The organism is Rhodococcus oxybenzonivorans (genome assembly GCF_003130705.1).
In the GTDB taxonomy this organism is placed as follows: domain Bacteria; phylum Actinomycetota; class Actinomycetes; order Mycobacteriales; family Mycobacteriaceae; genus Rhodococcus_F; species Rhodococcus_F oxybenzonivorans.
The window spans coordinates 859,333-873,661 of sequence record NZ_CP021355.1 but is presented as its reverse complement, the minus strand read 5'-3'; the positions used below and the strand labels follow the sequence as shown (position 1 = coordinate 873,661).

Sequence of the window (14,329 nt, the reverse complement as noted above, 5' to 3'; positions counted from 1 at the left end):
CACATTCAGGCACGGATGCGGTGGGGTGGAGCGTCGGTGCATTCGATGGACGACGGTCAGTCGAACGAGACCTGTCATGCACGGGCAGGGCTGCTCCGGTAGGCCCACGTTCCCGATCTTGCGGTGCCGCAACGCGAAACACGACTGGCATCGCCGGCGTTCGTCGCCCGTACGCACTGAGTGAGGATCAGCGGGTGATACCGGCTTCACGTGCGAGACGCGCGAGTTCCGCACGGGAGCGGAGGCCGACCTTTTGTTGGATGCGCGAGCGGTAGGTCTCGATGGTGCGTACCGACAGGATCAGTTTTTTCGCCATCTCCGGATTGGTGTAGCCGAGCGCGACCAGCCGCAAAATTTCCAGTTCGCGTTCGGAAAGTGAGGCAACTGCGGCCTCGGCGAGGTTTTGTGGTTGTGTTCCGCCGTCCACCAGGGCCGCTCCCATCGATGGATCGACGTATCGCGTCCCGGCTGCGACGTCGTGGACCGCACGCAGAAGTTCGGCATCGGCTGCTGCCTTGACCAGGTATCCGGCGGCGCCGGCCGCGAAGGCCTCTCGTAGGTAGGCGATATCTTCGTGCATCGTGAGTACCAGCACTCGACTCGCGGGACTCACAGTGCGGATCCGCTCAATGGCCGTGATCCCGCTCGCATCGGGCAGGGTCAGGTCCATGACCACGATGTCGGGTTTCTCGGTACGGGCCATTTCGACGGCGTCCGCGGCGGTGCCGGTTTCACCTATCACCGTGATGTCTGCCGCGTCACCGAGGATGCGGCGAAGTCCGCTGCGCATGATCGTATGGTCGTCGCAGAGGAGTACGCGCAGTTGCTCAGTCAATGGGAACCTCGAGCACAATCGTAGTACCCTCACCGGGCACTGAATTCAGCCTCAATGTGCCACCGGCGAGTTCTGCGCGCTCACTCATCCCCCGCAACCCGAGTCCGAGATGACTGTCACCCGGGTCGAAGCCAACCCCGTCGTCTTCGATGATGACACGCAGACGATCCTCCTGGCGGGCGATGACGACACTGCATTCGGAGGCCTTCGAGTGCCGCGCGACGTTCGTGAGACCTTCCTGCACCACCCGATACGCTGTCGTCTCGACATCCGAGGGCAGTCGATCGCCGTCGTTCAGCTCGACAGCCTCCAGCCTCACCGTCACCGACGGGTTACCCGACGCCGTGACGACCAACCGACGCAGCGCAGCGACCAGGCCGAGGTCGTCGAGAACCGCGGGCCTGAGATCAAATGCCAGTCGTTGTGCGGTGCGCAGCCCGGTACTGACGAGGTCACGTAGTTCAGACATGTGTTGAAGCAGTGTCGGTCGCAGCCCGCCCTCGAGGTCAGCGGCGCTGTCCTCGATCAGGCGCACTTGCAGCAACACCGCGGTGAAAGCCTGGCCGATTTCGTCGTGAAGGTCGCGCGCGATTCGTGCGCGCTCAGCTTCTTGGGCGTTGATGACGCGGATGCGTGATTGCCGCTGCAGCAGTTGACGCTCCATGGCCGCACCGGCGAGTCGCGCGATGAACTCGACCAGTCGCTCCTCCTCTTCTCCGAAGAGTTGCCCAACCTGTGAATGCGAGGCAAGGATGCAGCCGGCCACCTCGCCCTGAACGATCACGGGAGCGCACACCAACGAGCGAATTCCGGCGAGAACGAGGCTGTCGACGACATCGTGTTCGGTAGAGAACGGTTCACTGAGCACTATCGGGCGCTTCGACTCCGCGACCCATCGAGCCACTTCGAGGCCGGCACGCCAATCGGCCGGGGCGTCGGCGGACCATTCGGCATCCTCGACGCCGAATCCCACAACGAGGCATTGGTCGGCGCGCAGCAGTGAGGTCGTGGTCTGCCGCACGGCATCGGTAATAGCCTCCGGCGAGTCGGCCGAGGCCAGGAGCGCGCCAGCCTCCAGCAATGAAGCGAAACGGTCGGCAAGTCCCAGAGTGGGGAGTTTGACCGGATCGGTGAAAGTTTCCGGTTCCGGCGCCTCGTCGATTGCCGATGATACGAGCATCGGCAACCCGAGTCGGCTGCACTGTCGTCGTGTCTCGGCCAGCTCGGCCCACGCCTCCTGCGCTACGGCCGCCGTCACACTACGTTTCACGAGACGGCGGGCTCTGCGGGACTGACCCACCAGGGCGGCGACGAGCGCCGCTTCGCGCCGGGCATGGGGGCGCTCCCCCGGATAGATTCGCGCATGCCGAGTGGCTCGCTGCGCCGAGCGCTGCGCCTGTCGAAGGGCGCGCTTGCGGGGGCCCGGCAACTCGCAATGTTCCGCGAGTTCGCGGTGGAGTGTGGCAAGCCACGAGTGCACCGGCACCAGGTAGACGCTGCTGGGCCAGGCGTGCCGGGTTTCCAGGGCGGCGTCTTCCAGGTATCGCGCGGCCTCGTCCAGCCGGCCCGCTCGGCGGAGCCTCAGCGCCTCTGCCTGCGCTGCACCGACGGTCACTTCCAGATCGGACCCGCGCAGGCGCAGGGCTCGCTGCGTCTGTGCGGACGACACCTGCCCATTGGTTGCCTTGGCGATCACCTCGAGCGCTGTCACCTCGGCGTTCACATCACCGATTTCGATGGCGAGACGGTGCACCCGGCGGGCTTCCTCGGCAGCCTCACGGAATCGGCCCAGGCGGTAGAGGCAGAGGGCCCGATTCCGCGAAGCGAAGTTCACTTCCCACCGGTCGCCATACTGTTCGAACATCTCCGCAGCGTGCTGCGCTGACTCAGCCGCTTTCCGGTATTCGGCGGCGCCGAGCAGCTGACAGGTCAGCATGCTGGCGGCGTGTCCTTCCCCTCTTGAGTCGCGCCGGGTGTGGCTGAGGGCGCGACTACGGTCGACGTAGCGGCGGCCGCTGCGTGCCAGGAACGGGAAGGTCACCGATAGTGCACCACCCCACACCCCGTAGGAGTGAGCCAGTTCTGGGTTCTGCGGGCACCGCTCTGCGACGTTCACCTGGCGCAACATCAGCCACAGCGCGTCGATGCGGCGGTTGTGGAACCATCGCGGATACTGCAGCTGGGTGTACAGGTGCGATCTCAGCAGCTGTCGCTCGGTCGCGGTGGCCCGTGGGGGATGTCGCCTGCTCAGTCCGCCCGTCGTGAATCGGCGAAGGATTTCCCACAGCAACGCCACCACGACCATGACCGTCCCCGTGGGAATCCGCTCACCGAGGACCCGCAGCCCGGCCTCGCTGTGGCGCACCGAGGCTTCCAGATCATCGGTGCGGAACAACACCTCACCGAGCTGCCCCTCGAGTCGGGCGATGTCGATCTCATTGCCGGTGAGCGAGAGCGCGAGCTCGAACCGTTCGGCGGCCTCGGTGTAGCGGCCACGCAGAGTGAGAATCTGCCCAAGGGCCTCCGCGATCTCCGAGCACATTTTCGCATCATGGTGTGGGGCGCCGCGTTCGGCGATCCGATATTGACGCTCGGCCAACTCCAGGTCATGGCGGGCACGGGCGGCGGATGCAGATTCCATGGCATAGCCCAGTGCCCGCACCGGTTCGCCGGCTGCGTCGTAGTGGTAGGCGAGTTCGAACGCACGCGAGGGCTCGGATGACTCGATGTGCTCGGCTGCTCGGCGGTGAAGCTCCGCGAGTTCGGTGGCGGTGAGGTCGACGAGCAAACTTTCCCGTAACCGATCGTGCACGAAGCTGCACACGCCGGGTCCGTCCCACCACACCAGATGCCGCTCGACTGCCTGCCGCACGATGGCCGATACTTCGGCGGGCGTGTGGTCTTCTCCGCTGGCAGCCAGCCGCGCCGCTAGCCGTAGATCGAAGGATCGCCCCAGTACTGCGCCGGCGGCGAGGAGCCGGCGGGTGGCGGGGGCCAGGAGTGCGATGCGTTGGGCGAGGATCGCCGCCGCTTCCCGTGATGCTTGCCATCCGCCCGGGCCAGGAGTGAAGCGCCACCCGTGTCGGTCGGCGCGCAGTGTCCCGGACTCCGCCAGCCCGCGCAGTACTGCCGAAACCATGAAGGCGTTGCCGCCGGAGAGCTCGACAACGGCGCGGATCGCTTCGTCCGGTACCACGCCGGCCATCGACGTGACGATCTTGCTGATCTGCTCGGTGTCCAATCTGGGGAGAAGCACGCGCTCGGCCGCGGCCAGGCCCGCCACGAGCTGGGGGGTTGCGCCCTCGTCAGGACGCACAGCGAGGACGACGAGTACGTGCGCTGGCTCTGCCGTGTCGTCATAGGTCTGCTCACACCAGGCTTGGAGTACCTGCAGGGTCAGTTCGTCGATCCATTGGCAATCGTCGAGTGCGACCACTGCCGGCCGATTTGCCGAACCGAGCGCATTGAGCAGATCCACCAGCGCTGTCACAGTGCGGACCCGGGCTTGCGCCTCTGAGACCATGGGAGGGCTCGAGGGGCCGGGCAGGACATCAACGAGTTCCGGTAGCGCTTGGCACAGTGGATCCACGGCGTCACCGAGCCGATCGACGATCCGCGGGATCTCGTTCCGGTCAGCGGTAATCCCGGTAACAACGCCGGCGAGCACCTGGAGGGGGTGCTGGGCGGCCAGTTCGATGCCCTGCCCACGCAACACCCAGGCACCCTCGGACGCGGCTCGGCGACAGAACTCGTCGAGGACCCGCGACTTACCTCCGCCGGATTCGGCTTCGAGGATGATCAGCCGGCTCGCGCCTGCCCCGGCATCGGTGATGCCCCGGTGCAAAGCTCCCAGCTCCGTCTCCCGCCCGGTGAGCGCCGGTTCGGTCAGGGTCTGGCGCCAATCGTGGGAGCCGACGGCGATGTCGGGTTCGAGAACACCACGACCGAGTGCTTGGCCCAACGCGACGATGTCGGCGAGCGCCGCCTCCGCCGAGTGGTATCGGTCTTCCGGGTCCTTGTGCGTGAGCCTCCGAAGGATTTCCTCCAGCGCCTGTGGGGCCCGCACGCCGATCGATCGGAGCGGCGGCAAGGGCTGAGAAAGGTGTTGCCGCAGCAGGTCCCGCATTTCTGGTGCGCCAAACGGGGGTCGCCCTGTAAGGCACTCGAACAACACGATTCCGAGGGAATAGAGGTCCGCGCGTCCGTCGACGGTTCGGTCGAGAATCCCCGTGAGTTCGGGGGCCATATACCGGGGAGTGCGGGCGGACTGGTCACCGTGGGCCTGAGTGGGGAACGGGGTGGAGGTGACAGCGAGATCGACGATCGTGATGGACTGCAGCGGGCCGGGGTCGTTGACGATCACGTTTTCGGGTTTGACGTCGCGGTGTGTGAGACCCTGCCCGTGGAGACAAGACAGCGCGGTCAAAACGCCGCGACCCGTCGCAAGGGTGTCGGTGAGACCGAGGGGTCCGCCGGTGAGGCACTCCCGCAACGAGATTCCCTCGATGTAGGGCCGGACGGTGTGGATCCGCCCGTTAGAAACCTTTATGTCGAGTGGTGCGGCGACGCCAGGACAGTGCTCCTTCGACAGTATCGCGGCTTGACGCTCGCTGGGGATTCCGGTGGCGATCGAGGCCATGTCAGCGTCGGCGGTTTTCAGTATCACTTTTGCGCCGGTGTGGTGCTGCACCGCGAGGTGTGTCTCGCTGGTAGGGGTGCGTTTGAGGACTTGGAGTATCGCGTAATTCGACCACTCATGGGCTGAGGTGGAGGTGTGCTGCATGGTTCCTCCTCCAGTGGGACGCGACTCGCGGACAGGAGCAAAAGCTTACGTGTCACCGTCGGCATCGTTGTCCGTGTTTTCCCCGGACGTGGCCCGCATCTTTAACCGTAGTGCCCTCGGTTGACCAGGCACGTGATGTGCATCACTCTTGATGCAGGCCAGGTGCAGTCCCGATCAAAGCACCGCCCACCACGGCGGCTGCACACCGATCCACTCGGTACACGATCCGACTCCGTCTCCTACGGCGGAATGGACTACAAGGACGTCAAGGAGAGCCTGCGGCTGATCTCCGAAGAAGTCATCCCCGAGGTGAACCGGCGCATCAACGAGCAAACAACCGCCGCTGCCGCCGCCGTCACCGTCTGACCCAGTTCCCCGAAAGGACCCCCACCATGCCCGACACGTCGGCGTATTGGAACCCGCAGCGCGAGCTCCGTGACCCGGTAGAACGCGAGGCAGCCTCACTCGCCCAGTTGCAGAAGCAACTTGCGCGGGCGTACACGCTGCCGTTCTACAAGCGTCACTGGGACGCCCACGGATTCCACCCGGACCAGGTGCGCAGCTTCGATGACTTCACGAAGCGTTGTCCGATCATCACGAAGAAGATGTTGGTAGCTGACCAGGCCGAGCACCCGCCGTTCGGTTCATACCTGGGCATCGATCGGTCGGACATTTGGCACATCCATGGCTCGAGCGGCACTTCGGGCACTCCGACGATGTACGGGGTCGCCAAGCAGGACTGGGACCAGGCACGGGAGATCTTCGCGATGACGCACTGGGCGTCTGGTGTGCGACCGAACGACATCGTGCATTTCGCGTTTCCCTTCGGCCTGTTCTTCGGCGGGTGGGCGATGCTGTACGCCGCCGAATCGGTGGGGGCCACGGTGCTTCCGATGGGTGCCGCGGACACCCGTCGGCACATCGAAATGATCTACAAGATGGGTTGCACCGTCATCGAAGGCACTCCCTCGTATCTATTGCACATGGCCGAAGTCGCCCAGGACCTCGGCTACGACACGGCGGCGTCGCCCCTGCGGGTCTTCCTCTCCGGCGGAGAGCCCGGAGGGTCGATCCCGTCGACACGACAGAAGTTGCTCGACACTTGGGGCCTGAAGACGGTCTGTGACGCCGGCACCACCTCGGAGATGTTCCCCTTCGTCACCAACGCCGAGTGTGACCAGATGAATGGCACCCACGTCTACAACGACGAGGTATGGACTGAAATCGTCCATCCGGACGATCCGGCGAATCTTGTACCGGAGGGCGAAGTCGGGAACATTGTCTATACCCATCTGTGGCGGATCTCGCAGCCGATGATCCGGTTCGCGTCCAATGATCGAAGCTTCATGACTTCCGAACCCTGCGCGTGCGGGAGAACCTATCCGCGGATGCCTCGCGGACTACTCGGACGCGCCGACGACATGCTGGTGATCCGCGGCGCGAACGTCTTCCCGTCCGCGATCGAACACGCGCTGCGCGGGGTCGACGGACTCGGCCTCGAATTCCGAATCCGCGTGTCCCGTAGGGGAAACTTGGATGAGATTGCGGTAGAGGCCGAGCTGTCTTCCGATTTCCTCGGCAGCGCTGAGGACCGGGAACGGGTGCGACGGCGAGCCGCCGACGAGCTCAAAACCCGGTGCCTGATCAGAATTCCGGTCACTCTCGTCGAGTCCGGCTCCTTCGAGCGCGCTGTGCTCAAGGCCCGCCGGGTCATCGACGAGCGCCCCGAGGCGGTGGCACGATGACCGCCGCGACACCCGAGATCGATCTCATGGGAGAAGAAGCGATCCGGGATCCCTACAGCGCGTTCGCCCCGCTGCGCAGCGATAACCCCGTCGTGTGGAATCCGCAATACCGATCATGGGTGATCACCCGCCATCGGGATGTGTCGGCCGCACTGCGCGATGATCGCTTCTCCTCCGACCGCATTGCGCCCTTCATCGAGCGCAAGCTGGCCGACCCGGGCACCGACCCCTTGATCCGCCAGGCGTTCGAGGTACTGCGGCACTGGATGGTTTTCCAGGACGAGCCGAGCCATATGCGGCTGCGCAGCCTGGTTCGCAAAGCATTCACTCCGCGCTCCGTGCAGCGAATGCAGGAGAGGGTGGCCGAACTGTCCACCGACCTGCTGAGCAAGATTTCGGCTGACGACGAGTTCGACCTCATCGCCGAATTCGCCTATCCCCTTCCTGCCATCGTCATCGCCGAAATGCTCGGGGTGCCGCCCGAGGACCGAGACACGTTCAAGCACTGGACCGATGAGATCGCGCCGTTGGTGTCGGCCGGGCTCGACGATCCGGACCGGTACGCCCGGGCGGCCGCGGCGATGGACGCCCTCATCGAGTACTTCGGGGATCTGCTGCGTCGCTACGAAGCCGAACCGGCCGACAATCTCATCTCGGGACTGATCGAATCTCGTGACGAAGGCGACGCCCTGACGCAGGCAGAGGTCGTTGCTACCTGCACTCTGTTGCTGTTCGGTGGCCACGAAACTACCGCGAACCTGATCGCCAACTCCATGCTCGCGTTGCTCCGGCATCCCGACCAACTGGCGGCGCTGCGCGACGGACAGGTCGATACACGCCTGGCGGTCGAAGAGCTCCTGCGGTTCGACGGACCCGGCAAGGCCGTCGTGCGAGTGATGAGGGAGGACACCGAGTTCGGTGGCCAACTCCTCCGCAAGGGCCAACGTGTGTTTCTGGTGCTGGCTGCGGCGAATCACGACCCCGAGGTCTTCGACGATCCGGACGTGCTGCGCCTCGATCGGGCGAACAACACCCATGTCGCCTTCGGGTTCGGCGCCCACACCTGCCTCGGGTCGGCGCTTGCGCGGCTGGAGGCGAGTGTCGCGGTCCCGATTCTGCTGACGGGGCTCCCCGGAGTTCGCCTCGCCGAACGGCCTTTGCGTTGGCAGCAGGTGTTTCTGACCCGCGGGCTGCAGGAACTGTGGTTGCGTGCTGACGGAATCACACCGTGACTTCCCTGACGATGGCACCCCTGCCGCGGACCGACGGGCCGAGTGGTTTCTTCTGGACCTCCGGCTCCGACGGGACGCTGCGGGTGCTGCGTTGCGACGGATGCACCCGGCTGGTGCATCCGTCGGCGGAGTTCTGCCCGGACTGTGGAGCCGGCGACCTCGCCATCGCCTGCGTGTCCGGACAGGGCTCGGTCATCGCATGCACTCTCGACCGGCACGAGTTCTCCCCGGAGTTTCCACCGCCGTATGTCGTGGCCGTCGTCGCCCTCGCGGAAGACCCGCGGGTGCGGCTGACCACGAACATTGTCGGCTGCCCTCCGGAAGAGGTCGCGGTCGGACTCGCTGTGCAAGCACGGTTCGTGCAGAAGGACGAGGTGTGGTTACCGGTGTTCGAGCCGTCCGCCGAGCCCGCGCCTCCCGTGAAGCTACAAGCCCCCTCGGTTGTAGTGAGACCACCGGCCCGCGTCGACCGGTTCGAACATCGGGTAGCGCTGACCGGTGTCGGGCGGTCGGAGTTCGGTCGGCGACTGGCACGCACACCGCTGTCACTCTCGGTCGAGGCCTGCCGAACCGCGATCGCGGATGCCGGCCTGACCGCCGCCGATATCGACGGCATCTGCGCCTACCCAGGGACCGTCGGCCTTCCGGGCGTATCCGAGGGAGGTGTGCGAGGTCTGGAACAGGCCCTGGCATTGCATCCGAGTTGGCATTGCGGTGCCGCGGAGGTTCCCGGTCAGGCCGGGACCGTCATCGCGGCCATGCTTGCGGTCGCAGCCGGCTTGTGCCGGCACGTGCTCTGTGTGACCGCGGTGAGCACCACAGCAGTGCCGCGGCTGGATGCGACCCGTGATCGGATCGGCGGGGAAGGACAGTGGCGGCTGCCCTTCGGCGCCATCACCCCGGCGCACTGGATTGCACTGTATGCCTCGCAGTACATGGCGCGATACGGCGTCGACCGTGAGGCACTGGGCTGGCTGGCGATCTCCGCGCGCAGGCACGCCGCCCGCAATCCTGCCGCTCTCAATCGCACCGCCCTGGACATGGACAGTTACCTGGCCGCGCGAACCATCACCACACCCTTCGGATTGTTCGATTGCGACATCCCCTGTGACGGTGCGGTTGCGGTCATCGTGTCAGCGGCCGACGCCGCCGGTGATCTGCGGCATTCGCCAGTGCGGGTGGAGGCCGTCGGAACCCAACTGGCTGAGCCGCAATCGTGGGATCAGGGCACCATGACCCATCAGCCCAACCTCTTCGGCCCGGCGGCACACCTGTGGAGCCGCACCAACCTGCGACCCACCGACGTCGATGTCGCGTTGCTCTATGACGGATTCACCTTCAACGCCTTGAGTTGGCTGGAGGCGCTCGGTTTCTGTGGCGTCGGTGAAGCGGGTGACTTCGTTGCCGGAGCGACCCGCATCGGGCCCGGAGGCGAGTTGCCGCTCAACCCGCACGGTGGGCAGCTCACCGCGGGGCGCAGCAACGGTTTCGATCACCTCGTCGAGGCCGTTCTGCAACTACAAGGACGTGCCGGCGCGCGGCAAGTACCCGGCGCCGAGGTTGCCGTCGCCACTTCCGGTGGGGGAATTCCCGCCGGCTGTCTACTACTGACCACCGACCACTGAGACACGGGAGTACACAATGATCGGCCCAGCTGACGACCTGATGATTCACCAAACCCACGAGCCGGTGCGTTTCGCCGGTACGAGTGACCGGCGCTTCTACGACCGGCACTTTCTCACCGGCCACTCCAACGACGGTGAGGTGTTCTTCATGCTGGGTATGGGTGTCTACCCCAACCTCGGTGTGATCGACACCTTCGCCTCGGTCGCCGTGGGTGACACGCAGTGGACCACCCGCGCCTCGCGGGAGCTCGGGGTCGACAGGCTCGATTCCACTTCGGTCGGTCCGGTCGACCTCGAAGTGCTCGAGGGTTTGCGCAGGTTGCGGTTTCGGGTAGCACCAGGAGAAGACGTCTCCCTGGATCTCGAGTGGAACGGTGCGGTTCCCGCCTTCGAGGAGCCGCCGCTGTTCTCCCGCGTCGCGGGCCGGGTGCTCGAGCAGGGTACCCGTCTGATTCAGAGCGGACGGTGGACGGGCCAGATCACGGTCGCCGGACGACGTTTCGATGTCCAACCGGACACGTGGTGGGGTGCCCGTGACCGCTCCTGGGGGGTGCGGTCGATTGGCCTCGAGCGTGAACCCAAGGGCATCGCGCAGGCCCATGGATTGTCCGCGCAGAGACCGCCGTTGTGGATTTGGTCGCCGATGCAGTTCGAGGAACGCACCGTCCACCTCGTCGTGTCCGAGCACGCCTCCGGTGAGCGGGAGATCGAGACAGTCCGGCAGGTGCCGACGTTCACCGCGGGCGGATCCGTGCTCGAGCTTTCCGGGCTCGAACACGAACTGAAGTTCGACGCCAATCGGGAACTGCTCGATGGGTCGTCGATCTCGTTCCTCGAGGCCGACGGCACCCGACGCCAGGTCAACCTCGAACCTCTGCGGCGTGCATACCTGCGGGCCGGTACCGGATACGGTGGGCCGGACCCGTGGCGGCACGGCGCCTACATGGGGCAGAACTGGGTCGACTCGGTGTCCTATGACCTTTCCGACGAGTCCGTCACTGCGCGTATCGGTCCCACCCATGTGCTGTGCCGGATGACCACGGACACAGGTGAAGTCGGGTATGGGACGTTCGAAACTCAGATCTTCGGCGCCTTTCCACGCTACGGATTCACCTCATGACTGCCGCTGCCACGCTGCACGCGCCGGCGAGCGGTGATTTGGGCGCCGCCCTGAGCAAGTACATCGGCGACCGCCGGGGGCGACCGGTTTCCGTGGACGGTTTGCGCCGCCTGGCGGGTGGCACCTTGCACGAGACGTGGGCTTTCGACGTGCACGACTCGGAAACCGGGACCGAAGCCTTCGTGCTGCGCCGTGAGTTCGACAATGCGACCCTCGATGGGAATTTGCGCACGGAATTCGATCTGCTCTGTGACCTCGCGGCGCGTGGAATTCCGGTACCCCGGCCATTCTGGTGTGAGGTGAACGACTCGCCCCTCGGCCTGCCGTTCATGATTCTCGAACGCATCGACGGAACCGACCTCCGGAAAGCCCTCGCGGGTAAAGGCCGCGCGCCCGACCGTGTGGTGCTAGGACACGAACTCGTCCGACTCCAGGCGCAGCTGCATGCCGTCCCGGCCCCGGACTCGGTCGGCGAGGAATCGTCCCCCTCGACCGAGGTGGAGCGGTGGGCCACCACAATCGCCGAGGCCACCTCCGATCCCGGTCCGTTGATCACCGGGGCGCTGGCATGGTTGCGCTCTCACGCTCCCGCAGCCGATCGCGTCGGTGTTGTGCACGGTGATTTCAAGGCCAACAACCTGCTGTTCGGGTCCGACGGACGCGTCACCGTGCTCGACTGGGAGCTCGCCCACCTCGGTGACCCGCTCGAGGATTTGGCCTGGACCATGCTGTGGACCACCAGCTTCGATCTCGTGGGCGGGCTGCTCTCCGAGGACGAGTACGTCCGGGCCTATGCGGTCGCGAGTGGACACGCGGTCGACCCCCAGCGCCTGGCCTTCTGGCGCCTGCACGCGTTGGTCAAGCTCGCGGCGATTTTCCTCTCCGGTGCGGTCGGCCCCGAGGACGGGTCCCCGGTCCGGCCGACCCTTCTTCTGCTCGGCCGCGCGGTGGTCCACCTCGAGCACGCAATCGCCCAATGCTTGCGCGCGAACCTCACCGAGGAGGCATCATGACCGACACCGGTTGCAGCACTGTGCCATCCACCCGACAAGTGCGCACCACTGGGTTGGACACCCTCGCACAGATTCGCCTGTTCCTTACCGCCGAGGTGGTCCCGGTGGTGCCCGCCGAACTGGTCGGCGAGGTGCGGGCGGTGGTGAAGCTGCTGCGCACTGTCGAGATCGAGCTCAGTTGTCGGCACGAGCTGCTCCGCGCAGAAGTGGACGAGCTGCTCATCTCGAGCGCAGCGGCCGTGGCGCTAGTGCCGGAGGAAAGTCTTGCAGGTGAGCTGGCCGAGCTGCGTCGCAGGGCCGACTCCGGAAGCGACCGGCACACGAATGTGGAACAGCTGCACCACGACGTGACGGCATTGTCGGCGCAAGTTCTCACTTCGCTGCAGGGGAAGCTCGACAAGCCCGGTGCCGCCGCTGTGCTCGACGAACTTTATGCCGCACTGGGCCGACACGCCGAGGCGCGCGTGGGCTGGCAGGCGGTCTTTCCTGTGACTGCAGCGACCCCCTCGACGGAAGGAACCACACCATGACCATCCTCACCGAGCCCCGGTTGCTCGTGAACGGCGAACTCGTCGCCACCGGCGCTACTCTCACCGTGGAGAATCCCGCCACCGGGGAGTCCGCTGGACAATGTCCCGTTGCCTCTCGTGCGCTTCTCGACGATGCCGTCGATGCAGCTCTGCGGGCCGGCAGCACGTGGGCAGCCGACTGGAGCACGCGCAGCCGCGCACTGGAGACCATCGCACACACCCTTACCGATAACGCCGAAACTCTTGCGCAGACACTGTCACTCGAGATCGGACTGCCGCTGAAGGACGCGAAGTTCGAGGTTGCCGCCGCCGCCGCATTCGCGCGGCACCGTGCCGCACACCCGCTCCCGGTCGACATCATTCACGACGACGCACGTCAGTCCGTCCGCGTGTACCGTGCACCCATCGGCGTCGTCGCCGCGATAATCCCCTGGAACGCTCCCGTGATGATCGCCGTCGAAAAGCTCTCGTGTGCTCTCGCGGCGGGCAACACGATCGTCATCAAGCCCTCCCCCCTCGCACCGCTCACACTGCTGCAGCTCGCAAGCCTGCTCAGGGAGGTGTTGCCGGCTGGGGTTCTCAACGTCGTCGTCGGCGACGACGAGCTGGGCGCCGCCCTGGTGACCCACCCCGACATCGGCATGGTCTCGTTCACCGGAAGCACCGCAGCGGGCCGGCAGATCATGGCTGCGGCCGCGCCGCGGCTGCGGCGGCTCTCGCTCGAGCTCGGAGGCAACGACGCAGCGATCGTTCTCCCGGACGTCGATGTCGACAAGATCGCGTCAAAGATCTTCGCGGGGGCCTTCTACCGCACGGGGCAGGTCTGTGCGGCGATCAAGCGACTGTACGTCCACACCGACGTCCTCGAGCCCTTGACGGCGGCGCTGGCCCGGGTAGCCCAGGCGACCACCCTCGGTGACCCGTTCGACCCGGCCACGACGATGGGTCCCCTCGCGAACCGGGCACAGTTCGAACGGGTGCGGACGCTCGTCGAAACTGCCCTCGCCTCGGGGGGCACCGCAGTGACCGGGGGCGCACCTCTACCCGGACCGGGTCTGTTCTACCCGCCGACGCTCGTCACCGGCCTCGACCCGGACGCCGCCCTGGTGGCGGAGGAGCAATTCGGTCCCGCCCTGCCGATCCTCCCCTTCGACCACGTCGATGAGGCGATCGACGCCGCGAACTCGACGGACTTCGGGCTGGGCGCGTCGGTGTGGACCTCCGACATCGCAGCCGGCACCGAGATCGCCGCTCGCCTCGACGCCGGATCGGCATGGGTGAACCGGCACGGGATCGTCTCCCCCGAGGTGCCGTTCGGTGGCACCAAACAGAGCGGAGTGGGCCGGGCCAACGCAGCGGTCGGCCTCGACCAGTACTGCGAGTTGCGCACGGTCAGCGTCGCACTCCCCCGCACCAACTGACACATCCAACGAGAGGACATCGATC

10 protein-coding genes are annotated in these 14,329 nt (G+C 65.9%); 8 read left to right on the top strand and 2 right to left on the bottom strand.

Annotated elements, in window-relative coordinates:
* Positions 1–187 precede the first annotated feature (187 nt).
* Both CBI38_RS35115 and CBI38_RS35110 read right to left on the bottom strand, forming a co-directional pair.
* Positions 188–835, bottom strand: a complete 648-nt coding sequence (locus tag CBI38_RS35115) for a response regulator (RefSeq protein WP_109335996.1) — start codon at positions 833–835, stop codon at positions 188–190.
* On the bottom strand, positions 828–5,618 hold the full coding sequence (locus tag CBI38_RS35110; RefSeq protein WP_109335995.1) for a protein kinase domain-containing protein: 4,791 nt from the start codon (positions 5,616–5,618) through the stop codon (positions 828–830). Before CBI38_RS35110 ends, CBI38_RS35115 begins: the two co-directional genes overlap by 8 nt.
* A 162-nt stretch (positions 5,619–5,780) precedes the next feature.
* On the opposite strand from CBI38_RS35110, the gene CBI38_RS38165 reads away from it, so the two are divergent.
* From CBI38_RS38165 to CBI38_RS35075, 8 genes are read left to right on the top strand one after another with little or no spacing between them, the layout of a single operon-like run.
* Positions 5,781–5,984: a hypothetical protein gene (locus tag CBI38_RS38165; RefSeq protein ID WP_162603391.1), complete on the top strand. Its 204-nt coding sequence runs from the start codon at positions 5,781–5,783 to the stop codon at positions 5,982–5,984.
* Between the two features lie 26 nt (positions 5,985–6,010).
* Positions 6,011–7,363 carry a phenylacetate--CoA ligase family protein gene (locus CBI38_RS35105; protein WP_109335994.1) on the top strand — a complete coding sequence of 451 codons (1,353 nt, stop codon included), beginning with the start codon at positions 6,011–6,013 and terminating at the stop codon, positions 7,361–7,363.
* On the top strand, positions 7,360–8,595 hold the full coding sequence (locus CBI38_RS35100) for a cytochrome P450 (protein ID WP_109335993.1): 1,236 nt from the start codon (positions 7,360–7,362) through the stop codon (positions 8,593–8,595). The genes CBI38_RS35105 and CBI38_RS35100 overlap by 4 nt, the downstream gene beginning before the upstream one ends.
* 11 nt (positions 8,596–8,606) lie before the next feature.
* Positions 8,607–10,220 (top strand): thiolase C-terminal domain-containing protein, encoded by a 1,614-nt coding sequence (locus CBI38_RS35095; protein ID WP_109336142.1) that lies wholly within the window; start codon positions 8,607–8,609, stop codon positions 10,218–10,220.
* A 16-nt stretch (positions 10,221–10,236) separates the two neighbouring features.
* Positions 10,237–11,340: an Rv3169 family protein gene (locus CBI38_RS35090; protein WP_109335992.1), complete on the top strand. Its 1,104-nt coding sequence runs from the start codon at positions 10,237–10,239 to the stop codon at positions 11,338–11,340.
* Positions 11,337–12,353: a phosphotransferase family protein gene (locus tag CBI38_RS35085; RefSeq protein WP_109335991.1), complete on the top strand. Its 1,017-nt coding sequence runs from the start codon at positions 11,337–11,339 to the stop codon at positions 12,351–12,353. Before CBI38_RS35090 ends, CBI38_RS35085 begins: the two co-directional genes overlap by 4 nt.
* Positions 12,350–12,883: a hypothetical protein gene (locus tag CBI38_RS35080; RefSeq protein ID WP_109335990.1), complete on the top strand. Its 534-nt coding sequence runs from the start codon at positions 12,350–12,352 to the stop codon at positions 12,881–12,883. The genes CBI38_RS35085 and CBI38_RS35080 overlap by 4 nt, the downstream gene beginning before the upstream one ends.
* Positions 12,880–14,304: an aldehyde dehydrogenase family protein gene (locus tag CBI38_RS35075; protein WP_109335989.1), complete on the top strand. Its 1,425-nt coding sequence runs from the start codon at positions 12,880–12,882 to the stop codon at positions 14,302–14,304. The genes CBI38_RS35080 and CBI38_RS35075 overlap by 4 nt, the downstream gene beginning before the upstream one ends.
* Positions 14,305–14,329 lie beyond the last annotated feature (25 nt).

Bases quoted from the DNA above. Each gene is read 5' to 3' on its own strand.
- CBI38_RS35110 (WP_109335995.1), bottom strand. From the start codon at position 5,618: ATGCAGCACACCTCCACCTCAGCCCATGAGTGGTCGAATTACGCGATA.
- CBI38_RS35105 (WP_109335994.1), top strand. From the start codon at position 6,011: ATGCCCGACACGTCGGCGTATTGGAACCCGCAGCGCGAGCTCCGTGAC.
- CBI38_RS35100 (WP_109335993.1), top strand. From the start codon at position 7,360: ATGACCGCCGCGACACCCGAGATCGATCTCATGGGAGAAGAAGCGATC.
- CBI38_RS35095 (WP_109336142.1), top strand. From the start codon at position 8,607: ATGGCACCCCTGCCGCGGACCGACGGGCCGAGTGGTTTCTTCTGGACC.
- CBI38_RS35090 (WP_109335992.1), top strand. From the start codon at position 10,237: ATGATCGGCCCAGCTGACGACCTGATGATTCACCAAACCCACGAGCCG.
- CBI38_RS35085 (WP_109335991.1), top strand. From the start codon at position 11,337: ATGACTGCCGCTGCCACGCTGCACGCGCCGGCGAGCGGTGATTTGGGC.
- CBI38_RS35080 (WP_109335990.1), top strand. From the start codon at position 12,350: ATGACCGACACCGGTTGCAGCACTGTGCCATCCACCCGACAAGTGCGC.
- CBI38_RS35075 (WP_109335989.1), top strand. From the start codon at position 12,880: ATGACCATCCTCACCGAGCCCCGGTTGCTCGTGAACGGCGAACTCGTC.